Below are 23,598 nucleotides of genomic sequence, written 5' to 3' on the forward strand. Positions count from 1 at the left end.
TCGATATTATATTCTAAAATTTACTCAATAGTTATAATCGGGCATTAAAATTTTTTACCAATCAGAATAGTAAAGGGATAAGATATGAAGTTTGCAGTAATTGGTGGTGGTAGTTCATATACTCCGGAATTAATTGATGGGATATTTGCGAGAGAAGGTAAATTTTTATTTGATGAAATCTGGTTAATGGACCAAAATGAGCAGAGATTGGAAATAAACCATGCCTTCTCAGAAAGATTGGCACAGCGTTATGGCTCATCCTGTAAGATATATAAAACGAAAAATATTGAAGAAGCGGTAAAAAATGCACGCTATGTATTAACGCAAATACGGGTTGGTCAAATGCAGGCTCGTATAAACGATGAAAAATTAGGGCTTAAATACGGAATTATAGGACAGGAAACGACGGGGATTGGTGGTTTTGCCTGTGCTTTGAGAACGATTCCTGTTATTCTGGATATTGCCCATAAAATGGAGCAGTTATGTCCAAATGCGTTTCTTATTAATTTTACAAATCCTGCAGGAATTAATACAGAAGCCGTAATTAAATACAGTAAAATACGGACAATTGGTCTATGTAATGTCCCTATAGGAATGATAATGGAAATCGTAAAACACATAGGAGGTAGCCCTGAAGAAATTGAGTTAGATTATGTTGGATTAAATCATTTATCTTGGGTTCGTAAATTTAAGAAACAAGGTGTTGACATTACCCAAGAAGTATTACAAAAATTCTGGGAACATGCAGAAGAAGAATGGGAAGATGAAACGACCCGTAATAACATGCTGGAAGCAATGAAAAGTTTGAATATGTTTTGTAATTATTATCTTCAATATTATTATTCCACAGAATCCGTGTTGAATTATTTAAAGAAAAAAGAGAAAACAAGAGGGGAAGAAGTGTTAGAAATTGAGCAAAAATTGTTTGAAAAATATTCCAATACTGAGTTGAAAGAGAAACCGGAAGAATTGAGTAAGAGGGGTGGGGCTCACTATTCAACCGCAGCACTTATGGTAATTGATGCCATAGAAAACGATAAAAAATCCCGACAAATTGTGTGTTGTAGAAACAACGGCGCCATTCCTACTTTTGATGATGATGTATCCGTCGAAATTTCGGCTATTATAGATAAAGATGGTGCTCATTCTATTCCTCAATCACCGCCGGAACATTCTATTCGTGGTTTGATGCAACTTATAAAGGCTTATGAAACATTAACTGTTCATTCTGCGGTGAAGGGAGACCGTGAACTTGCTTTTCAGGCATTATTAAGTCATCCATTGATGCCCGATGCAAAAAAATGTAGAGAATTATTGAACGAACTTCTGAAAATAAATAAACCTTATTTAAAAAATTTTTTTAACGAATAAAAAAATCAAAAACAAAAGGAATATTTATGACTGTGCTATCAGAAACAAATTTAAATGGGAAAGAACCAACCCGTAGGGGGAAAGTAAGGGATATTTATGACTTAGGAGATACATTATTCCTCGTAGCCACAGACCGTATCTCTGCTTTCGACTGGGTAAATCCTACACCCATACCTGATAAAGGAATCATCTTGACACAATTATCTTTGTTCTGGTTTGAAATGATGAAAGATATAGTGCCCAATCATTTGATTTCGGCACGGCTGGAAGATTTTCCTGAAGAGTTTCGAAATCATCCAGAGATGTTTAAAAACCGCTCTATGTATGTGAGAAAGTGTCAAATGTTGCCGGTTGAGTTTATTGTTCGTGGATATTTAGCAGGGAGTGGGCTTAAAGAATATAAAACCCAAGGAACTGTTTGCGGTATCTTATTACCATCAGGACTTGTGGAAGGTAGCAAATTACCCGAACCTATTTATACTCCCAGCACAAAAGCAGAAGAAGGACATGATATTAATATATCCTCGGAAGAGGCAGGGAAAATTATTGGAAAGGAACTTAATCAAAAGGCAAGTAGAGTCGCTATTGAAATTTATAAACGAGCTAATGAATATGCTATTACCCAAGGGATTATTTTATGTGATACAAAATTTGAGTTCGGTTTGCTGGATGGTGAATTGGTGCTGGCAGATGAGATATTGACCCCGGATTCTTCACGATTCTGGCCTGCAGACCAGTATGAACCCGGAAAAAGTCAGCCCAGTTTTGATAAACAGTTTATTCGAGACTATTTAGAATCGGTAAATTGGGACAAAAATTCGCCGCCCCCACCATTGCCACCCGATATCGTAGAAAAAACCCGAGAAAAATATCTTGAAGCGTTTACACGGTTAACAGGAAAAAATCTTCCATAAATTTGTGGAAGTTATGATACAAAAAAATAAACATTTTTTTAGGGAAGTGATACAAGGTTATGTTTGATTTTACATCTGATAAACTTCACGAAGAGTGCGGTATCTTTGGCATCTATAACCATAAATCGGCTCCGAACTGGATATATTTAGGGCTCTATGCATTACAACATCGTGGACAGGAAGGGGCAGGGATTGTGTGTTCTGATGGAGCAACATTAACAGCCCATCGGGGTGTAGGACTGGTTAATGATGTATTCCCTGCTCATAAACTCGCACGCGTTCAGGGACATATAGGTATTGGACATGTCCGCTATTCTACCTTTGGTTCAAGTAATTTACGAAATGTTCAGCCTTTTTTAGTAAATTATGTGAACGGTTCCCTTGCGGTTTGTCATAATGGGAATCTGGTCAATGGCGCTTATTTACGGCACGAGTTAGAACAAAAAGGAGCTATTTTCCAATCTTCTTCAGACACAGAGGTAATTATCCATTTAATCGCCCGTTCTAATAAAAAGACCTTTGTTGAATCGGTGATTGATGCTCTGAAGCAGGTAAAAGGAGCGTTTTGTGTCCTTGTTATGAATCATAACGAATTAATTGCCGCTCGCGACCCTTATGGCTTTCGTCCTTTATGGATAGGGAAAAAAGGTAGGTCTTATATTTTTGCAAGTGAAACCTGTGCTCTGGACTTAGTAGGAGCTAAATGGCTTCGTGAAGTAGAACCCGGGGAAGTAGTCCATGTATCCAATAACCAAATAACAAGTTCATTTCCGTTTCGCAAAGTTATTCCCAAACAATGTATCTTCGAGTATATATATGTTGCCCGCCCGGATAGTATAATATTTGGTAAAAGTGTGGATTTGGTTCGAAAAGAGTTAGGTAGAGCCCTTGCAAGGATAGCTCCCGTAGATGCGGATTTTGTAATGGCTGTTCCAGATTCATCCAATCCCGCTGCATTAGGATATGCTCATGAATCGGGATTACCTTTTGATATGGGATTTATTCGCAATCATTATGTGGGTAGGACATTCATAGAACCTGACCAAAAGATGCGTGATTTCGGCGTTAAGATAAAACTAAATCCGTCCAGAGATACGGTAAAAGGGAAAAGAATTGTATTAGTAGATGACAGTATTGTTCGTGGGACTACTTCCCGTAAGATTATAAAAATGCTTCGACGGTGCAAGGCAAAAGAAATTCATTATCGTGTTGCCTCTCCTCCCATTATTAATTCCTGTTACTATGGGATTGATACTCCCAATCGGGAACGATTAATTGCTTATAAAATGTCAAAACAAGATAATCAGGTAGACATAGAAAAAATTCGGAAATATTTAGGCGTGGATTCACTTGCTTATTTAACAATTCCTGCAATCCTCGAAGCGACTTTCAATGATAAGCGACATTTTTGCACCGCCTGTTTCGACAATAACTATCCAACACCAACACCTCTTGATTATAACATTCCACCTCGCAATCACAATGCCATCAAAGATTCCAGTCTTGATGATATTCGACACGGTAGGTAGGGATTATTCTAATTTACTATTCAGTAAGGTATCAAAGACCCTTATATTTCAAATTTTTTAGTTGAAATAAGTGCAGTGTTTGATTATTCATTTTCTACTTCGGGATTATTGTTGTTTTTTGGGACTCTACCACGACGCTGTTGTTCTGGAGGCATTAATCCACCCTTTTCTTCCAAAAATCTATTTTGTTTCCAATCGTAGGCTTTACGAAGGAATTTGCGTATTTCATTTTCAAAATCGGAAAAAAGTAAGTATAACTGGACTTTGGACTCTAAAGGTAGGTCTATAGAGATATTATCAATCCATTTCTGCTTTAATTCTGCTAATTCCATATCCATTTTTAGGAGACGAGAAAATTTTTCTTCTAATTCTTTAGGGTTTGCTTTCGTTTTATCATGGATTTGTTTGCGCAGTTCGTTTGCCAAATTGTTGCGTTGTTGAGTTTTTTCAAATAAGACTTCCTTCTGTTCGTTAAATCTTCGAACCAATATAACTGTCTGTTCATCGTTTAGCTTTAGTTGTTTTGCCACTTTTGCCAGAAGCACTTGTTCCAGTATTTCACGGGCGGGTAAATCTCCTTCAGGAGGAGGTCCCATTGGCTCGGGATAGATACCGGGTGCGGGTAGTGGTGGACGATTTTCACCATTAGGTAGTGGGGGTCCACCTTGCCGAAAACCATCCGGGCGGGGAGGATTTTGCATATCAGAACGCATTGCATCTGGAGGTTGGGCTGTTGCAATAACACAAAAATAAGATAAAAGGACTATTAGAAAAAGGATTGTTGTAATACATTTTTTCATAAAATCATTCTCCAATATTTATATTTGTTCATATTATAGGGATACATCTGAAATATTATACTCTTCTGTCTCTTCAGCAAGGGACAAAAGTAACTCTGATATAGTAATGTCATGTAATTCCTCTTCAAAAGGTTCTAAATTAATGTATTGTTCGCTAATGCTATTTAATATGTTGTCTTCCATCGAGATTTGTTCTGTTATAGAAGGATTATCTACGGTTCCGTTGTTATTACTGGCAATGGGACCTATATCAGAAACAGGTTGAGAATTACCCTTATCCAAAGTCTTCTCACTATCATAATTGTTGTAAATAACCGTAATTCCAAAAATAATGAGAAGGATAACAGCAATGGAAGAGGCAAGGAATTTGTAGTTCCATTGGATAGAGGGGAAATAACTTCTTCTAAAATCTTTTTGAATAGAATTTATTTTATAGTTTATTCGAGATGTCAATTCATCGGGGACAGATTGAACAGGTAGATTTTGAACACAGATGGAAATGCTCTGCCATTCTTCTAACTTTTTCTTACATTCGGGACAGTGTTGTAGATGTTCCTGTTGTTTCTGGTTAAGAACACAGAAACCGTCCAGAAGCTCTGAAATTTGTTCATCTGTTAAATGTGTCATTTTACTGTTATTCCTTTCTCAATTACTATCTTTCTGAGTTGTGCTCTTGCTCTTGCCAAACGACTGCGAACCGTTCCTACACGGCAACCCAAAATTTTGGCAATACTTTCATAATCAAGTCCTTGTGTTTCTCTTAATAATAATATCTCCCGATGTTCCTCTGATAGCTCTAACATACATTGTTGAATAATAGAGGTAAACTCTTGCTTTTCATCAGGAACCCACACATTGGGTTTAGGATTTATTTGTTCTTTATAGTCGGAATTTATTTTATTGAATAGTCGTGATAAAAAATTATTTTTCCTTTGTTCGTTACGAATGTGGTTAAGAGCAAGATTTCTCGCAATAGCAAAAATAAATGTTTTAAATTGTGCCTTAGGTTCTATCTGGTTCAAATTTCTATATAAACGGATAAATGTTTCTTGCACAATGTCTTCTGCGTTCTGGACATTTCTTGTTAAATAAAGGCTAAAGGTATAAATAGGGGATTTGTATCGTTCTACAAGGTTGTGGAACGCTTCATGGTTTCCTTGTTTTGCTAATGCAATCAATTCCCAATCCTCTAAGGAACGCATTCTTTTTATTTACCTTTTATAATATTAAACACCTTTAATACGGTCAAAGTTCCATTTTAAGGTATGGAAACCTATACTGTATTTATTTTCGTTTTACGCGTGGACCTTGAGGGGTATCTTCAATAATCCAACCTTGTTCAAGTAATTGATTGCGAATGGTATCAGCCAGAGCAAAATTTTTATCTCTCCGTGCCTGTTGTCTTTGCATAACTTTTTCTAATACTTCCGCAGGAACATCATCTTCCCTATCAGGGTTAAATAAACCTGTTATCTGATTTAATTTGTTTAAGAGATTAATAGCGTTTTGAGCCCCCTTCTCCCCCACTTCCCCGCTATCAATTTTTTTATTAACATCCCGTATAAAATCAAATACAATACCGAGAGCTGAGGAAATATTTAAATCATCATCTAAAGAATCTACAAACGATTTTTCACATTGTAAGCATTCCTCTACCAGTTCATCTCCATTTCCTTTAATTTCTTTGAGACGCAAACGGAAATCGCGTATTCGCCGAATACTACTGGAAGCGGATTCTACTGTTTCAAAAGTAAAGTTATTAGGTTGCCGATAATGAGTTGCGAGGAGGACCCAACGAATAGCCAGAGGTTCTAACTCTCTATCTAAAAGGTCTCTTAGTGTATAAAAATTTCCCAATGACTTTGACATTTTTTTACCATCAACAACCAGATGGGCACAATGGAGCCAATATTTGACAAAGGGTTTTCCTGTGGCACATTCGGATTGGGCTATTTCATTTTCATGATGGGGGAACATATTATCAATACCCCCACAATGAATATCAAAACTTTCTCCAAGATATTTCATGCTCATAGCCGAACATTCAATATGCCAGCCGGGTCTTCCCTTTCCGAGTTCGGTTTCCCAATAGACATTGCCATCTTCTTCATCCCATGCTTTCCAGAGGGCAAAATCACGGGCGTCTTCCATCGTATATTCATCGGTATCTACCCTACCGCTGGCACCGACTTTCAATTCTTCAATATTCATGTGGCTTAATTTACCGTATTCTGGGAATGTATTTAAACGGAAATAAATACTTCCTTCATGTTCGTATGTATGCCCTTTTTCTTTTAATTTTTTAATAATCTCCACCATTTCAGGGATATGCTCGGTAGCACGGGGATAAACATCCGCTCTTTCGATTTGGAGGGTATCCAGATCTTTAAAAAAGGCTTCTATATAAAAATCGGTAATTTCTTTGAGTGATTTTCCTGTTTCACGGCAGGTGCGTATTAATTTATCTTCTACATCTGTAATATTCATTACATGAAATACATCATAACCACGGAATTTAAGATATCGTTTCAGTAAATCCTCAAAAATATATGCACGGAAATTTCCAATATGGGCGAAATTGTAAACTGTGGGCCCACAAGTATAAAGTTTTACTTTTGGTGGTTCTAAAGGGATAAACGGTTCTAATTTTCGGGTCATAGTGTTAAAAAAACATACGGCCATTTCAGTATATCCTCTTGGATGTAAGTTTTTAATATTAGGCTGGGAAAACACTCTGTCAATGATTATATAAAAAGAGAGGTAAAAATAAAAAAGTGGGCGAGGCGGGAATCGAACCCGCATGGCCTTACGGCCAACGGATTTTAAGTCCATCGTGTATTCCTATTCCACCACTCGCCCACGACGATAGATATGGAGGCGGCACCCGGATTCGAACCGGGGAATGGAAGCTTTGCAGGCTTCTGCCTTACCACTTGGCCATGCCGCCATGCCGCCACCGTTATCATGGTAGTTTAATTTTACAAAGAAAAGGTGTCATAATTCAAATATAAAAAATGCTCTGATAGATTACACAAAACAATTTATAAATAAATATGGATTACTAACACAGATACGAGTTCCTTCTTTAACCCATACAATATGTGAAGATTGCTATAAGCAATTAGAATCTTTAATCCTTCGTAGAAAAGATTATTAGGTAGGAATTACTTCTATATAAAATTTCCTTGTTCGAGGTCCATCAAATTCACAAAAGAAAACCGATTGCCATGTCCCTAAGACTAATTTCCCGTTTTGAATGATTATTTGAACAGAGGAGCCCATAAGAGATGCTTTTACATGGGCAGGGGAATTCCCTTCGGCATGTTTGTAATTTCCATTCCAGGGAATAAGTGTATCCAGTGTTTTGTCAATATCATGCAAGACATCGGGGTCTGCATTTTCATTAATAGTAATTCCTGCTGTTGTATGAGGAACATAAACACAAACTATCCCATTTTTTATCCCTGTTTCCTGAATAAATTGTTCGATATATGAATCTAAAGGTATAAAATGGGTTCGCTTTGAAGTGGTAATGTTAACTATTTTCATTTTTTAATACTCCAGTGATTTTAAGTTTTTTAAACCTAAAGACATAGGCAAGGCAACTGCTATACCTGTTAATGTTACTATCAAAGTGATTACAAATGCCAAGGCAAACCAGAAATAACCCGGGCGTGTGAATTGTTCAAGCACCCGCCATTGAAGAATTATCGTTTGGGCTGTAACTACTATGGTGATATAGAAAATGCTTAACAATAGGTTCAAAGTTCCACCCAAACCTGAAACAATTCTTGCCGGATTATCTTCCTCAAAACTGGGATAAAGGGCACCTAATCCAACGGCAAGACCTGAAAGCCCGAAATTCATAAGGACAATGCTGAATATTGTCATGAAATAATAAAGAGGAGCCAGTTGAAGCATATAACCTGATAAAATAGCAAGAGTAACGGTAAAAGGTGCGGAGGTCATCACGCTGAGCCAAAATTTCTGCCATAATATCTGCCGAAGTGTGATGGGTGCCAAACCAATAATCCAGAAACGGTGTCCTTCTAAACTAATTAGTGGGAAAATGAAACGGCTGGTTAGGGTAGCAAGGATAAGACTTAATGAGGCTATGTTCATACAGGCAACAAAACTGCGCCACATCTCTTGTTCAAAGTATTTGGTAGTATTACGCAGATTGGCAATATAAATCGCCATAATACCAAAAAATATAATAAATTGAGACCATTGGGTTGCATCTCGCCAGAACATTCGAACATCTTTTATGACCAAAGGTTTGTATGGGTAAGGAATAAAACTTAATAAGGTATCCAGACGACCTAAAATCCCTTTATTAGGAAGTTTTATCCTTCTCTGTCCACTACCCTGTAAACCTGAAAAGCCCGGATAAAATATCCACTTAGATATAATCGACCCTAAAAAGGTAAAGAATAAAGCATTGGACATAAGAAGCATAAACCAGAACAGAACCTCGGAAAACTGACTGTCTTTAGATTTTAATACCCCTTGAGAAAACCAATAGGGTGGGAATAAAGGAGATTGAACACGAGAGGTAGCACTCAGGAATACAGGTAGAATGGTATCCTCACTGATTCGCGTTCCCTTTAACATGGTGGTTAAATACCAGAATAGGAATATAACCGCCAGGATACCGAATAAAATCATTGTTCTTAACTTTATTTTCGGGAATATAAGTACTAAAAATTGAGTAATAATATTTCCCCAACTTGCCGGTATTATGATAAATGGTATGAAAAAGATAATTGACATAATGTAAAAGAATATAGGGGTTTTTAGGCTTAATCCATAAGCAAGTATAAGAGGGACACCGAGAAAGGCAACTGACCATGAACTAAAAGCAACACATTCAACAAAACGGACAAGGAATAGGCGTTGATAAGGAATTGGCGTTTGAACAAGGAAAAAAATCTCTTCTGCTTTATAAAGGGTAAAAAAGGCTATGAGAACATTTGAAAATATAAGGAACAGAAAAACCGCACTCATTAGTATCATAAACATCCGTGCCATTAACAGTTCCCCAAAATTTACTTCTATCCCTGCCCTGGAACCGAATGTTAATAACCAGTTGAAACCTTCATAAAGGCCGAAAAAAATCCCTAACCAGATAGCAATAGCTGAAATTGTAATTACGGTAACTTTTAGTTTTGATTCTTTTCGAATACTTAATATCTGATGTTTCAGGATATTTCGTTTTGCTTCTAAAATAGCGGAAATCTGATTCATACTTTTACACTTCATCTGTTTCTTTTGTTAACTCTAAAAATACATCTTCCAGATTCCCGGGAGTATCGGAAAGGGACTTAATATCATTTACAGAACCAAACGCACATAACTTTCCTTGATGGATAATGCCAATAACATCTGCAATTTCTTCTGCAATACTTAATGTATGAGTAGACATAAAAACGGTCACACCTTCCTTCCGTGTTTTTTCTTTAAGATAGTCTTTTACAAATCTTATGTTTTTGGGGTCAAGTCCTACCCAGGGTTCATCTACAATAACAATTTCGGGTTTATGCAGAAAACAAGCCGTGAATGATAATTTCTGTCGCATACCATGGCTATAATCTTCAATAAGTTGGTCAATGACAGAATTTAAACCAAATAAACCGACCAGTTCTTCTGTTCGTTCTTTAAATTCTTTTTCTGAGATTTGATATAGTCCTGCAATAAATTTTAAAAACTCTCTTCCTGTTAACTTGTCATAAAGGAATGGATGGTCAGGCACAAATCCAATGTATCTCTTAGCTTTGACGGGGTCCTGTTGAATATCAATTCCAGATATAAATGCTTTTCCTTCTGTGGGACGCATTAGACCTGTTAGCATTTTAATTGTCGTTGTTTTACCGGCACCGTTAGGTCCTAAAAAGCAAAAAAAGGTGCCGCGTGGAACTTCAATATTAAGTTTATTAACGGCGATTTTTTCGCCAAATTTTTTGGTCAGATTTTCTGTTTTTATCATGGTAGCTCCGATTTATGCTTTTGCAAATCTTTTTCCTGAAAATTGTTTAACCCAACCTTTCATTTCCATTAAGGTTAATGTTGAAAGTGCTTGAGAAATAGGTATCTGGCAGGATATGGCAACTTCATCTACATAAGAACCTTCAGGACTTAAAATAGATAGGATTTTCTTTTCCAGTGGACTTTGAGAAGCAAAAGAGTTAGAATTGGTTTGTTGGATATTTTTTTCAGTTTTTTCTGGTTTTGAAGGGACTGTCTCTGAAGAAGGTTTTATCGCCATAGACAAGGTGTATTGGATTTTTTGTTTTGTATATTCTTGTGCGGGTTGAGTTGTTTTTTTGCCAATATCCGAGATGTCGTCAGCAAAATTTTCACGAGCATATAAAGGAATTTCTTCGATAATATCCGAAATTTTTTCTGCCAACTTTGCTCCTTGTCGGATTAAGCCATGGGGTCCTTCACTATTTAACGAACCGATAGGACCGGGGACAGCAAAAACTGTTTTTCCCTGCTCTACGGCATGTTGTGCGGTAATTAAGGCTCCACTATTTTTTGTTGCTTCTGTAACAATTGTCCCCAATGAAAATCCACTAATAAAACGATTGCGTATTGGGAAATTATTGCCTAAGGGCTTCGTTTGCATGGGAAAGGTAGATATTACCGCTCCTTGATTTTGTATTCTCTCATATAAATTTTTATTTTCTCTGGGATATATAACATCAATTCCACAGCCTAAAAAGGCAATAGTCCTACCCCCACTATCCAGAGCCACCTGATGGGCTATGGTATCAATACCCCAAGCAAGACCACTCACAATGGTAAAACCTGCATTTACCAGACCCTGAGCAAAGAAATGTGTTACTTTACTACCGTAAGGGCTATATTTTCGTGTGCCAACAATAGAAATAGAATATTGGTCTCTTTTTAGTAAATTTCCTTTGCAATACAAAACCAGAGGTGGGTCATAGATTTCTGCTAACGAGACGGGGTATTCCGGGTCATCTAAGGTAATAATTTTTACCTTATGATTTTCAATCAACCTTAGTTCAGTATCTACATCTACAACTTCACGGTAATGGGCTATTCTATGGGCTAAAGTTTTTCCAACTACTTCGGACAGGGCTTTTTCCGATGCGGAAAGCACTTCGTAAGGGGAACCAAAACGGGCTATAAGTTTTATAAAAGTAGTGGAACCAATACCCGGAATTAAAAATAGAGTTAGCCAATATTTTTGTTGTTCGGAGTACATGTCTACTTCCTGTATTAATTACCTGCAAGATTTTTATAATAAGCGTTTCGATACCACACTTCTCCCCCGTGGTCCTGAAGCTGGAAATATCCTCTACGGGGTAGTTGTGCTAATGGTGTATCAAATTTTCCAATGGGCATTGTCATAAGAGAAATATCCACATCAATAACCTTCCAACCATTCATTACAACTACGAGATGACTATCTTTACATGTAATATCATAAGAATTCCATTCACCGGGCGGTAAGCACATATTAAACATAGGAGTGGCTACATCATACAAAGAGCCGCAACCATTTTTGTTAGGAGACTGTCCATAATCCTCTAAAACCTGTATTTCAAATCCTTTTTGAACAGGGTCTTTCAGGTCGGAACGGAAGAATACACCACTATTCGCTTTTGGGGTCAATTTAAATTCGATATGTAATTCAAAATCAGTTATTTCTTCGCCCATATATGCTATATATCCCCCGGATTTAGAACCGAAAATATGGAAAACATTGTCAGGCATAAATTCAAATCCTGCTTTTTTATTGTTCGATGTTACATTTTCCCATTTCGATTGATTTTCTGAAGAAAACAAATTTACCCAGCCATCTCCTTGTGGAGGAGTTGTGCATTTTCCGACAGGAATTCGTTTTTGAGTTTCTTCTTTGCCATTTGTGGAGCAAGTAAAGAAAGTCACTAACACAAATAGAGCCACTACAGACATTAAAATAATTTTTCGAATTTTCATTTTTTATTCTCCTATTGATTTTTATTATGTTAAACTCATATAAATAATATCATCAGTTTTAAAAGTAGATAAAAGATTGTATAATGATAAGACAAATATAATACAATTTGTAAATTAGAGATAAGGAGAAATTAGATGAAAGGTGTCGTTTTGGCTGGAGGTTTAGGAACACGATTATTACCCTTAACTCGTGTTACTAATAAACATTTATTGCCCGTCTATAATAAACCTATGATTTTTTATCCCATTCAAACTCTTGTAGACGCTGGTATTAAAGATATTATGATAGTAACAGGGGGAAATAACGCAGGGGATTTTCTCCGATTATTGGGGAATGGAGAAGATTTCGGCTTGCATCAACTTCATTATACTTATCAAAAAACAGAAGGAGGCATAGCTCATGCTCTCGCACTTACAGAGCCATTTGTTGGTAAAGATAAAGTTGTAGTCATCCTTGGAGATAATTTTACTCAGAGCAGTATTAAAAAAGCCGTAGATGATTTTGAAAAGCAAGATTCCGGTGCAAAGATTTTTTTGAAAGAGGTATCTAATCCTCAAGAATTTGGTGTTGCGGTAGTAGAAAATGGGAAAGTGAAGGAGATTATAGAGAAGCCTAAAGTTCCACCCACAAATTATGCAGTAATTGGAATATATATGTATGATTCGGATGTATTTAATATTTGTAAGACACTGAAACCCAGTGCGCGAGGTGAATTAGAGATAACCGATGTAAACAATGAATATATTCGACGAGGGACAATGACTTATGAATTTTTAGAAGGTTGGTGGGCAGACTGCGGAAGTTTTGAGGCATTGTTACGCTCAAATATACTTGTAGCGAAAGAACACGGTATACAAATTTAAGGAGGATAATTTTATGGGCACTGTTTATTTTTGCAAGTATTGTGGTAAACAAAGCACAAATGTCCAATCTTTAACCTCATCTCTATGTGTAAGGCATCCTAATGGACCTGGAAAAGGGAAACATGTCCCCTATGAAGGTGAAACAAAAAATGAATATATATGCAAATTCTGTGGAAGAAAATTTTCATCCATTCAAACGATGAGTGCTAATTTTTGCCTTCGCCACCCAAACGGTTCGGGAAAAGGTCGCCATGAACCCATGCTATAATTCGTTTGATTTTTTACATCTCGTCATTAGAAAGTTTTATCTTTCATTTTCATAAATATCGAAAGGAAATTCTTCAAAACTTCGCACTGATTTTAAATTTTTCTATCATTTGTTATAGAATTTAAACACTTTTTTAAAGGTATTCGCCCGGGTGGCGGAAATGGCAGACGCGCCAGACTAAGGATCTGGTCCCAGAAATGGGGTAGGAGTTCAATTCTCCTCCCGGGCACCACTAAACATCCCTTATAATTCTCTCACTAAATTTATCTTGCACCTCTTATAAATTGTTTTTCCAAATAATTAATCTCGTCAGGAAAATTTTATATATTCTTTGTAAAAATGTAGCCTTTATCTATTAACCGTTTTGCTCTGTTTCTGAAGGAGAAAAATCTGAAGGAATAGTCTGATCACCAACATCCTGAGAACTTTGTGGAATATCTGCATGAGATTCTTCTGACATTAATTGCGAGGTGTCCATAACTACTTTTTGTTCTTGAACTTCTTTTTGTTCTTGAACTTCTTCTGAATTTGGGGTGCTATCAGAAGCACCTTCCTCTAACATCGTTTGCGGGGAATACGCATCTATATCGTGTTCTTTGACTTCCTCCGAAGACTGATTATTTTCCCCCTTCAATTTATCCTTGTGCTGGGCATAATATGCTTTTCCATATTCGGTAATAGCCCAGATACCCCTTTCGGTGTTCTTTTCGAGAATACCTCTATTCACAAGATCTATTTTTATCCATTTCAATGTATCCTTCCAGCGAGGGATATATTTATTATGAGTAACCGGGGATAAGTCATAACTATTAAAAATATGCTTCATCTTTTCATAAACCTGTTTTGTAATTACGGAATAAGGGGCAGAGCCATTGAATTCCATCAATGTATCTAAAAGAGGGTAAATATAAGCAGATTGTGGGGTCTTCAAACCTTTTTCCAATTTTCCTGTGAATGGAAGTCTTTTTCCCGAAGAGGATTTTTTCTCTGTTTTTTCTTTTGAGTTTTCAACCACAGGGGTTTCTTGATTTTCTACCACTTCCTGATGAAGAACAACTACTTCTTCCTCTTTATCCTTTTTTAGCGGTTCTTCACTTACAAGGGGTTTTTCTTCCTCAGTCCATTCACTATCAAAAACTGCTTTTTTCTTGCCCGAAACTTTTTTCTCTAAAGAAACGGTGGTATGTCCTTGCTTACCTACCTTTTTTTCAAGCTTTTTAGCCGTTTTTTTTTCCGCAATCATTGATTTCTTTGCCAGAATTTGGGAAGAAACTTTTTTCTTTGCTTTAACTTCTTTTACTTTTTTAGTTCCTGCTTTGGTAGGTTTCTCTGATTCAGATATTTCGGTTTTCTTCTTCATCTGAATCATCATTTCTAATGCGGATAGTAAATACTTAACCCGTTCACTGTCCTCCTCATCAACAGCCTTTACTATCTCATTCTTAATAAACTGTTTAAAATCATCATACTCTTTCATTCCATAATCTCCTATCAATTTACCGCTTTTGTTTTTCAGACCACTTTTTTGAACAATATATTAATTATTAACAGAATATTACAAGTAACGATTAACTATCTGATTATATTTTAATAATATCAAGTTGTTATAGTAAAATAAAATATTGCATACTGAAAATAAAAAAGGAATAAATGTAATTATATGAAATTACAAACAACACGATTTGGTGAAATAGAAATTGATGAAAATCAAATTCTTTTATTTGTAAAACCTATTTTAGGATTTCAGAATTACCAGAAATTTATTTTATTACCGGGACCTAAAGATAGCCCGCTATGGTGGCTGCAATCCGTAGAGGATGGTTCATTGGCTTTTCTATTGTTAGAACCTTTGCAGGTTTTACAGGGCTATCAGGTTCCGTTCACTCCTCAGGACTTACATGAATTACAAGCTATTTCTCCTCAGGAGATTTCTATATATACATTACTTGTGGTTCCGGAAGACCCAACAAAAATCCGAACGAATTTAAGAGCCCCCATTGTAATAAATACAAAAACAAGGTTAGCAAAGCAAATGGTATTGGACAGAACGGATTACCCTGTCCAATGGTTCCTTGCGCAACCCCAAAATGAACAACCAACCGATAGACAGGAGGTCTAATATGCTTGTGCTCACGCGTAAGGAAGATGAAAGCATAATGATTGGCGATAATATCGAAATCAAAGTGCTTGAATTACGGGAAAATCAGGTCAAGATAGGGATAGAGGCACCTCGTTCTATCCCTGTTCATCGAAAAGAGGTCTATCTATCAATCAAAGCGGAAAATGAAGAGGCGGCACGGGTAGAACCCCCGAAAGAAATTCCTGTTCTTCAACCCAACAAAGGAGACCCCCAAGATGGAAATACTCATTGATGGTATAAAAGGATTTCAGTTTTCGAATTCGCCGAACACCCTTCAATCTGCTTTGAATGAAATCATGAATTTTCTTAGCACCCAACAATTGGCAATGGTGAAGTTAAGAGTTAATGAACAGGAAGTATATCCGGGAAAGTCATTAGAATCTATTCAGGATATGGATGTATCTAACATACGGACATTAGAAATCAGTACCTACCCCATACCTCAGCTGGTGGAAGAAGGTATTGCAGACCTTAAATTGTATTCACCCGAATTAAGTGGGTTATGTCGTGAAATTGCTCAAGTATTTCAGAGTGAAAATCCAGATGAAGGGTTTGACCCGTTCCAGAAGCTTTCCGCAATATGGAGCGAAATAAAAAAAAGAGAGGCACTTATAATTAATTTGTTAAGTTCCCATGTAACGGAAGAAAACCCTACTATAAAAATGATAAAAGAGCATCATGAAGATTTAAATCGGGTCCTTGAAGATGCTTATAAGTCCCTCGAAAATAACGACTGTATCGGTCTTGGGGACTTACTAGAATATGAATTAGCACCCCTTGCAGAAAAAGAACCCGAAATTGTTAGTCAATTAAAGCAATTGGTATTACAATATATTTCCAAATCAACCTAATATGTTTTATTCCAATGTGATAAAATAAATAGAAAGGAAACATGGGACAAATTAAAATCTTGACTTTTAATTTTCACGAGCCTTACATGTGTTTAATGGCAAAAACGGGGTTTGAAATGGATTTAGGATTGTATAGTGAGGGGTTGCTTGCTCGAAAATGGAAAGCGGAATTCCGACCTAAACCTGAAAATTTACATGAAGTTCCCCAAAATGAGTGGAGAGAACGACTTTTCAAAGGGTATTACGATATTGTAATTGCCCATAACGAAACGAATGCCTGGGATATTCGTGAAGCACCCTGCCCTAAAATTCTCGTATGTCATAATAGAAAAACCTACCTAAAAACAACACTGCCGAAAAATGACATTTCTGCTATTGAAAACTTTGAGAAGGTTTTAGGTGTTTTATCTGAATTGTTTACTTTTGTATTTATTTCTCCCTCGAAAAGAGATGATTATGGTTATCCGGGGTATGTGGTGTTGCCTGGTATTGATATAGAAGAGTATGGGGGTTATCAGGGAAGCGAGGAAGTGATTTTACGGGTAGGTAATTATATGCAGGTGCGAAACTGGATGTTTGATTTTCCATTACAGGAAACTCTCTGCCAGGGATTACCTAATATTATTGTTGGAGAAAATCCGGGTGTTGAAAACTCAAAACCTTCCGCAAACTTTGAAGAATTGCTATCTGCATATCGTTTCAATCGCTGTTTGCTTCATATAACCCGTCAGGAATTTGAAGATGGATACAATCTTTCTACATTAGAAGCGATGGCTTGTGGTATGCCGGTGGTTGCATTAAGCAATCGCACTTCGCCAATTACAAATGAGGTAGATGGTTTTACATCGTTTGACCCTGCCCAATTGCGAAAATACCTTGAACTTCTTTTAGAAAATCCAGATTTGGCGAAAAAAATAGGAGCCCAAGGGAGAGAGACTATTAAAAAGAAATTTCCTATATCTCAATTTGTTGAGAATTGGCAAAAGATAATTTTAAAACAAAGTGGGAAAGAAACGACCTCTGTTTCAATCACAAAGCCATCAACAGAAACAAAACATTATCACATTTTATTAGATTATGTTACTTCCCCACATACAACGGCTCGATATTTCGAATTCGCATTTGAAAAAGACCATGATGTTGTAACATCGGGTTTTCGATGCCCTGAAGAATTGCTTTATAAGTGGGGATTTCAAAATCCTCCTCCATATCCTCCTCAGAGAATCTCAACCTCGTTTGATGAAAAACGCATAGAGAATCTCCTCTCGGGCATTCCATCAGGATATATCTTCGATTTCTATATCTATGTTGATTCGGGACTTAAAACAATTGACCCATTAATAGATTTGCTCAATATCCCTCGAGTGGCGTATTTTATTGATACCCACCTCGACATACAAACACGGTTAGAAATGGCAAAACATTTTGATATTGTGTTTCTGGCTCAACAAAGTCATGTAAAAATATTCAAGGAACAGGGTATCCGTCATGTTTTTTGGTTACCTCTTGCTTGCTGTCCCGAATTATATCCTCAAAAGGAACTACCCCGTTATATTGATGTCTCTTTTGTAGGTAGTTTATCACCTGATGAAGGGGATAAAAGAAGAAGGTTGTTAATGAAAGTGGCTGAAAAATTCCCAAATCATTACATTGGTAAAAAATGGCCTCTTGAAATGGGAGAAGTCTATTCAAGAAGTAAAATTGTTGTAAATTCTGCCATTAATTATGACTTAAATATGCGGGTATTTGAAGGTATGGCAGGTGGGGCTTTACTCATTACAGATTCTGCGGATAGTATTCTGGAATTGTTTGAAGATGGGAAAGACCTTGTTATTTACAAAAATGAAAAGGATTTAATTGAAAAAATTCATTATTATCTGGAACATGAAGAGGAAAGATACGAAATTGCTATGCAGGGGCAACAAAAGGTTTTAGGGAAACACACTTATCACCATAGATGCCAACAAATTCTTAACAAAGTTGAGGAAATTTTTAAAATTGATACAACAAAAGCAAACCGATTAGAAGTAAAACCTATAAACTATTACTCTTCTGAAAGAAGGGAGGTATTAAATTATATTCCCCAAGGAACAAAAAAGGTTCTTGATGTAGGTTGTGCTACGGGGAATTTCGGTTTAGCAATGAAACGGGAATTGGGTGTTGAAGAAGTGGTTGGGATAGAAATTGTCCCCGAAATTGCTGAAATTGCAAAGAAGGTTTTGGATACCGTATTTGTTGGAAATATCCAAACAGATAGTTTTCCTTTTGATGATAACTATTTTGATGTAATCACCTGTTGCGATGTATTAGAACATACAGAACACCCTGAAAAGGTATTGCGAAATCTAATCCGATACCTGAAACCTTATGGCTATGTTATCATCAGCATTCCCAATGTTCAATATTGGGGTGTCATTTTTGGTCTATCTATTGGAAGATGGGATTATCGTGATTCGGGTATTCAGGATATAACTCATTTAAAATTCTATACGAAGAATACATTACAAGAATTAATTCGTAAAGCAGGGCTTCTGATTAATACTATGGAACCTCTTTCTATATCCCCTGAAAATATGATACCCCGTAAAGAAAATGGAAACCTGCAAATAGGTAAGATTTGTATTGATAAAGTTTCTGATGAAGAGTATAGGTTATTACGCACTTTTCAGTATATTGTAATTGCACAGAAAATCCCTTCGGATATAAACGAGGTTAATGAACAAGTTCGCAAATTATTAGAATCAGGGGAAATCGGTTTATTATTTGAACTTGCGAGAACAGAAAGCGATTTACCACTATGGAAACGATACAGTATCGAAGGGAAAGCGTATGCACACACCGGCAATCTTGTAAAAGCCCAGGAGTGTTATTTAAAAGCCATAGAAATGGACAAAAATAATGAATTATATATTGAATACGGGCTACTTATGCTGGCAATGAACCAAGTTCAAACAGCATTAGAGATATTCAATAAGGTGTTTCAGGAAGAACCGAAAAACATTCGTCTGCATCTTGCCATGGGGCAGGGATATTTACAAATGGGGAATATTCAAAAATCTTATGAACATCTAAAATATGCTTTCTCAAATAGTTATGATTATCCGAGCGTTCTTGATTTGTACATTTATGTATGCGAGCAATTAGGACATATAGAGAATGTGGAAGAAACAATTAAAGCATTCATAGATTTTTATCCCGGAGATGTTTCGCTGATATTGAAATATTCAACATTCCTGTCCAGACATGGTAGAGCACGAGAAGCAATTAATGTATTAAAGGAATATATAGAAATCTTTGGGACCAGTGATGAGTTGGAAAAGGAAGTAAAACGATTGGAATCGATATAAAAGACCGAAGTAAGAGGCATGTCTTATGAGTATATTTAAATCTATTGCGGAATGGCGAAAAGAAATTCCTGAAAATTACAGAAGTGAACGGGTTGAACTTATCGAGAAACGCAAGGGTATAAAAACGATTCGAGTTGGAGGGCTTCTTTATCACAGTCAATATAACCCCACAGAAGAAGCAAAAAAATTAATAGAAGCATCCTCTCTGGACAAAAAACGACCCGTCGTTGCTATCGGTTTGGGATTGGGGTATCATATACAGGAACTTATACAAAAAGAATACAAAGTTATTGTTATTGAACCTGATAAAGATATTGCATTTACCGCCATTCAAAATAACCTATTGCCTGATGATTTATTACTCGCTATTCCTGATACATTGGATTATCTTTTTAATGATTCTTTTTTTAAGGACTATCTCGATAAAATACCGCAACCTTTTTTTCATCCTGTTGTCAGCCGTATCTATTCTGAATTTTGCGAGACATTAATCAAACGAATATCTCGGGAATGCTTCGACCGACAGCATTTCAATATTGCGATTGTAGGTCCTATGTATGGAGGCTCCCTTCCTATCACACGATATTTAAATCGGGCTTTTCGAAAATTAGGACATCAAACACTTCTTGTAGATACAGAAATAGCGTGGAATGTCTTTAATTCTATAGGCAAGACTTTGAAAACTCCCAAAATGGCTCACTCACTCGAAGATTTTTACACCAAGTTTCTTTCGGAATGGTGTCTGGCTCAGGTAATAGAATTCCAGCCAGAGATTTGTATTGTTATGGCACAGGCTCCAGTTACAAATTTATTCGTTTCGAGGTTAAATGAGCGAGGAATTGTAACTGCATTCTGGTTTGTAGAAAATTGGCGACATCTTAGTTATTGGAAGGAAATAGCTCCCTTTTATAATTTATTTTTTCATATTCAACCTGGTGAGTTTGATAACAAACTGGATGCTATCGGTTGCCATTGTCATTTTCCCATATTTACAGCCTGCGACCCGGAACTCCATGCCCCTGTTTCTTTAAGCCCTGATGAGGAGAAGATATATAAGTGCGACTTATCTTTCGCAGGGGCAGGATATTATAACCGTATCAAAATGTTGAAGGGACTTACGGATTACAATTTAAAAATCTGGGGTGTAAACTGGAATGAATTGGAACTACTTCCTCATGTAGTAGAAGGAAATAAAGGATTTGATACAGAAGAATATATGAAAATTGTAGCCGGTTCAAAAATTAATCTAAATCTTCATTCCAGTGTTATTCATGAAGGAGTTGACCCCGATGCTGATGCTATTAATCCACGAGTATTCGAAATCGCCTCTGCAGGCGGATTTCAACTTTGTGACCCCTGTAAAGGATTAGAGGATTTGTTTGATACCCAAAATGAAATCCCTACCTACACCGACCTGAAAACACTTCGGGATAAAATAGATTACTTTTTGAAACATGAGGAAGAAAGACAACAGATAGCCCAAAATGCTCAAAAATGAGCCTTGAAGGAACATACTTACGAACACCGTGCTAATCAAATGTTGGATTATATTAAAGAATTTTTTGGTGGGAAAATCATGAGGAAGGGAATGCGTATACAGAGGACTGTCGGAGAAATTATTGAACGATATGGGAAAAATAGCCCTCTGGGGCAATGGCTTGCAACATTACCTCAAGATATACCCTTTTTACAGGAAGAAATTAATAAACATTTACCTATATTGGATGATAATACTCCATTTCCTGTTCAAGTATTTTGGTATCTGAATGAAGTTCGTGTTTTTGGTGAAAATTTATTGAGGGAGAAATAACGGTGAAAATACTCATTTTGCAGACGGCAAGAATTGGAGATACGATACAGACCACTCCTCTATTTCGTCAAATTCGAACAAAATATCCGCATGCCCATATTACTGTGATGATACGAGCGATGAGTGAAGAGGTTATTAAAGCCAATCCTGATGTAAACGATTATATTATTTACCATGAAGACCCTATTTTTTCAGATATGATTGCTCGAGATTCTGACCGATATATGAATGCCTATAAAGAAGTGGAAAAATTAATCCTTGATTTGCGGCAACGAAACTTTGACATTGCTTACAACATAACACATAGCACCTCATCTGCTTTGCTTTTAAAATTGGCTCAAATTCCTAAGGTTATCGGGGCTCATTTGTCTGAAGATTGGCAATTTACATTAAGGGGACCCTGGACTGTTTATTTTTTCACCAGTGTTCTTTCACGGGATTACAATGATTTAAACCTATGCGATATATTTAAACTCTATGAATCTATCCCGGAACCTGTAAAAGAACTTGTTTTTGAGGTGAATTCCAATGCTATGGAATTTACAGACCATCTTTTTGCAGAATATCACATCGAACCGGAAGATTTTGTTGTATGTATGCAATTGGGTGCCAGTGAAGCCAACAAACGCTGGCCTGCAGAATATTTTGCTCAATTAGGGAAAAAATTGCATGAAAAATACAAGGCACGGATATTTCTCGTAGGGGTGCCATCAGAGGCAGAATTGGGTCAGAAATTTCAAAGGGAAGTTCCGGGTCTTGCAATTCCACTTTTTGGGAAAACGACCATACCTCAGTTGGCAGGGCTATTAAAACGCTCCCATTTATTAGTAACTAATGATACAGGGACAATGCACCTTGCATCCGCTGTGAAATGTCCTGTAATGCTTGTATCCGTTGGTTATGTGCACTTTCGTGAAACAGGTCCTTATGGCAGGGGAAATTGTGCTATCGAATTAAGGGAACGCTCTTTTAAAATGGATATTTCTTCAAAATCTTCAGAGGTTCATCCTTTAGATAGGATACAACCCGAACAGGTCCTTAAAGCAATCGAATGGCTGTTTTCCATGCGTGAGAAAAAACAATTAGTCCAACATGAACTTACACCGGATATGGATAATGTCAATGTTCACATCTCGGAATTTGCCCCTGATGGTTGTTTACAATTCTATCCTGTTATTCGGCGGGAAATTGATGAAAAAGATTTTCTGCGTTTTGCCTATCGGTTAATGTGGCTGGAACATCTTAATGTAACCCCACATAAACAAACCGAAATTGAAAATCTCCACAAATTGTTTCAGTATTATATTGCTCCAGATACAAAAACTCTTACTATGTGGAATAAGGAATTTCGGGGTTCTTTCGAGGAATTGGCAGGAAAGTATAAGCAGGGAATTCATATTACAGAACAGTTAAAAAGCACTATAACCGATGGCAAAATTATGAGAGCACGCGAACAAGTCAAATTATTATCAGAAATTGATGAACAAATACGAATATATGGAGAACTCAATTCCTACTTAAAACCTATTACCCTTGTTACTAAATTCGAACGCGATAATCTGGAAGGGAGTAATCCTCTGGAACTGGCAAAACAGACATTGAACATCTATCGAGGAGGCTATGAGCGTTCAACATTGATGGCAAAGAAAGTCAAAAAATGTTGTGATTACCTTCAAAACAACGAAAATAGCCTTTTAGAATAAAACCTTTTTTTATTTTGTTATAAATCCGAA

General features: G+C 36.7%; 22 protein-coding genes and 3 tRNA genes. 13 read left to right on the plus strand and 12 right to left on the minus strand.

The genetic code is table 11. The features are described from left to right. Window positions 1-84 precede the first annotated feature (84 nt). Genes PLA12_01500 through purF form a run of 3 tightly spaced genes read left to right on the plus strand, consistent with a single transcriptional unit; the run spans window position 85 to window position 3,814 of the window. The gene (locus PLA12_01500) at window positions 85-1,371 is read left to right on the plus strand and encodes a 6-phospho-beta-glucosidase (protein ID HOQ31166.1); all 1,287 of its coding nucleotides are present in this window, start codon (window positions 85-87) and stop codon (window positions 1,369-1,371) included. 26 nt (window positions 1,372-1,397) lie between these two features. Continuing rightward, window positions 1,398-2,285: a phosphoribosylaminoimidazolesuccinocarboxamide synthase gene (locus tag PLA12_01505; GenBank protein HOQ31167.1), complete on the plus strand. Its 888-nt coding sequence runs from the start codon at window positions 1,398-1,400 to the stop codon at window positions 2,283-2,285. Window positions 2,286-2,344: 59 nt separating this feature from the next. Continuing rightward, window positions 2,345-3,814, plus strand: coding sequence for an amidophosphoribosyltransferase (gene purF / locus PLA12_01510; protein HOQ31168.1), 1,470 nt, complete (start codon window positions 2,345-2,347; stop codon window positions 3,812-3,814). An 83-nt stretch (window positions 3,815-3,897) separates the two neighbouring features. Here purF and PLA12_01515 read toward each other — a convergent pair whose 3' ends face one another. From PLA12_01515 to PLA12_01565, 11 genes are all read right to left on the minus strand, one after another. After that, window positions 3,898-4,614: a hypothetical protein gene (locus PLA12_01515; protein HOQ31169.1), complete on the minus strand. Its 717-nt coding sequence runs from the start codon at window positions 4,612-4,614 to the stop codon at window positions 3,898-3,900. A 33-nt stretch (window positions 4,615-4,647) separates the two neighbouring features. Then, on the minus strand, window positions 4,648-5,241 hold the full coding sequence (locus PLA12_01520; GenBank protein ID HOQ31170.1) for a hypothetical protein: 594 nt from the start codon (window positions 5,239-5,241) through the stop codon (window positions 4,648-4,650). Beyond that, complete coding sequence (locus PLA12_01525) at window positions 5,238-5,816, minus strand: RNA polymerase sigma factor (GenBank protein ID HOQ31171.1); 579 nt, start codon at window positions 5,814-5,816, stop codon at window positions 5,238-5,240. The genes PLA12_01520 and PLA12_01525 overlap by 4 nt, the downstream gene beginning before the upstream one ends. An 82-nt stretch (window positions 5,817-5,898) precedes the next feature. After that, on the minus strand, window positions 5,899-7,296 hold the full coding sequence (gene cysS / locus PLA12_01530) for a cysteine--tRNA ligase (protein ID HOQ31172.1): 1,398 nt from the start codon (window positions 7,294-7,296) through the stop codon (window positions 5,899-5,901). A gap of 93 nt (window positions 7,297-7,389) precedes the next feature. Beyond that, a tRNA-Leu gene (locus tag PLA12_01535) sits at window positions 7,390-7,473 on the minus strand. 13 nt (window positions 7,474-7,486) lie between these two features. Then, a tRNA-Cys gene (locus PLA12_01540) sits at window positions 7,487-7,561 on the minus strand. A gap of 206 nt (window positions 7,562-7,767) precedes the next feature. Next, entirely contained in the window at window positions 7,768-8,163 is a 396-nt protein-coding gene (locus PLA12_01545; protein HOQ31173.1) for a secondary thiamine-phosphate synthase enzyme YjbQ, read from the minus strand. A gap of 3 nt (window positions 8,164-8,166) precedes the next feature. Continuing rightward, on the minus strand, window positions 8,167-9,861 hold the full coding sequence (locus tag PLA12_01550) for a hypothetical protein (GenBank protein HOQ31174.1): 1,695 nt from the start codon (window positions 9,859-9,861) through the stop codon (window positions 8,167-8,169). Window positions 9,862-9,865: 4 nt separating this feature from the next. Further along, window positions 9,866-10,600, minus strand: coding sequence for an ABC transporter ATP-binding protein (locus PLA12_01555; protein HOQ31175.1), 735 nt, complete (start codon window positions 10,598-10,600; stop codon window positions 9,866-9,868). A gap of 12 nt (window positions 10,601-10,612) precedes the next feature. Beyond that, window positions 10,613-11,848 (minus strand): DNA-processing protein DprA, encoded by a 1,236-nt coding sequence (dprA, locus tag PLA12_01560; GenBank protein HOQ31176.1) that lies wholly within the window; start codon window positions 11,846-11,848, stop codon window positions 10,613-10,615. Window positions 11,849-11,862: 14 nt separating this feature from the next. After that, window positions 11,863-12,585, minus strand: coding sequence for a DUF1080 domain-containing protein (locus PLA12_01565; GenBank protein ID HOQ31177.1), 723 nt, complete (start codon window positions 12,583-12,585; stop codon window positions 11,863-11,865). A 135-nt stretch (window positions 12,586-12,720) separates the two neighbouring features. Between PLA12_01565 and PLA12_01570 the strand changes: the two genes are divergently transcribed. The 3 genes from PLA12_01570 to PLA12_01580 all read left to right on the plus strand — a co-directional run bounded on the left by PLA12_01570 (window position 12,721) and on the right by PLA12_01580 (window position 13,949). After that, window positions 12,721-13,449: a sugar phosphate nucleotidyltransferase gene (locus tag PLA12_01570; protein ID HOQ31178.1), complete on the plus strand. Its 729-nt coding sequence runs from the start codon at window positions 12,721-12,723 to the stop codon at window positions 13,447-13,449. 13 nt (window positions 13,450-13,462) lie between these two features. Next, complete coding sequence (locus tag PLA12_01575; protein HOQ31179.1) at window positions 13,463-13,717, plus strand: hypothetical protein; 255 nt, start codon at window positions 13,463-13,465, stop codon at window positions 13,715-13,717. Between the two features lie 145 nt (window positions 13,718-13,862). Next, window positions 13,863-13,949 (plus strand) — tRNA-Leu (locus PLA12_01580). Window positions 13,950-14,072: 123 nt separating this feature from the next. On the opposite strand, the gene PLA12_01585 is transcribed toward PLA12_01580, so the two are convergent. Next, window positions 14,073-15,194, minus strand: a complete 1,122-nt coding sequence (locus tag PLA12_01585; GenBank protein HOQ31180.1) for a winged helix-turn-helix domain-containing protein — start codon at window positions 15,192-15,194, stop codon at window positions 14,073-14,075. Window positions 15,195-15,377: 183 nt separating this feature from the next. Between PLA12_01585 and PLA12_01590 the strand changes: the two genes are divergently transcribed. The 7 genes from PLA12_01590 (at window position 15,378) to PLA12_01620 (ending at window position 23,568) form a co-directional block, all read left to right on the plus strand. Beyond that, window positions 15,378-15,836: a flagellar assembly protein FliW gene (locus PLA12_01590; GenBank protein HOQ31181.1), complete on the plus strand. Its 459-nt coding sequence runs from the start codon at window positions 15,378-15,380 to the stop codon at window positions 15,834-15,836. A 1-nt stretch (window position 15,837) separates the two neighbouring features. After that, the gene (gene csrA, locus PLA12_01595; GenBank protein HOQ31182.1) at window positions 15,838-16,089 is read left to right on the plus strand and encodes a carbon storage regulator CsrA; all 252 of its coding nucleotides are present in this window, start codon (window positions 15,838-15,840) and stop codon (window positions 16,087-16,089) included. Beyond that, on the plus strand, window positions 16,073-16,708 hold the full coding sequence (locus PLA12_01600) for a hypothetical protein (protein HOQ31183.1): 636 nt from the start codon (window positions 16,073-16,075) through the stop codon (window positions 16,706-16,708). The genes csrA and PLA12_01600 overlap by 17 nt, the downstream gene beginning before the upstream one ends. A 41-nt stretch (window positions 16,709-16,749) precedes the next feature. After that, entirely contained in the window at window positions 16,750-20,055 is a 3,306-nt protein-coding gene (locus PLA12_01605) for a glycosyltransferase (protein HOQ31184.1), read from the plus strand. 25 nt (window positions 20,056-20,080) lie between these two features. Then, on the plus strand, window positions 20,081-21,553 hold the full coding sequence (locus tag PLA12_01610; GenBank protein HOQ31185.1) for a glycosyltransferase: 1,473 nt from the start codon (window positions 20,081-20,083) through the stop codon (window positions 21,551-21,553). Between the two features lie 90 nt (window positions 21,554-21,643). Continuing rightward, on the plus strand, window positions 21,644-21,865 hold the full coding sequence (locus PLA12_01615) for a hypothetical protein (protein HOQ31186.1): 222 nt from the start codon (window positions 21,644-21,646) through the stop codon (window positions 21,863-21,865). Between the two features lie 2 nt (window positions 21,866-21,867). Next, window positions 21,868-23,568, plus strand: coding sequence for a glycosyltransferase family 9 protein (locus PLA12_01620; protein HOQ31187.1), 1,701 nt, complete (start codon window positions 21,868-21,870; stop codon window positions 23,566-23,568). Window positions 23,569-23,598 lie beyond the last annotated feature (30 nt).

This window comes from Candidatus Hydrogenedens sp. (genome assembly GCA_035378955.1).
In the GTDB taxonomy this organism is placed as follows: domain Bacteria; phylum Hydrogenedentota; class Hydrogenedentia; order Hydrogenedentales; family Hydrogenedentaceae; genus Hydrogenedens.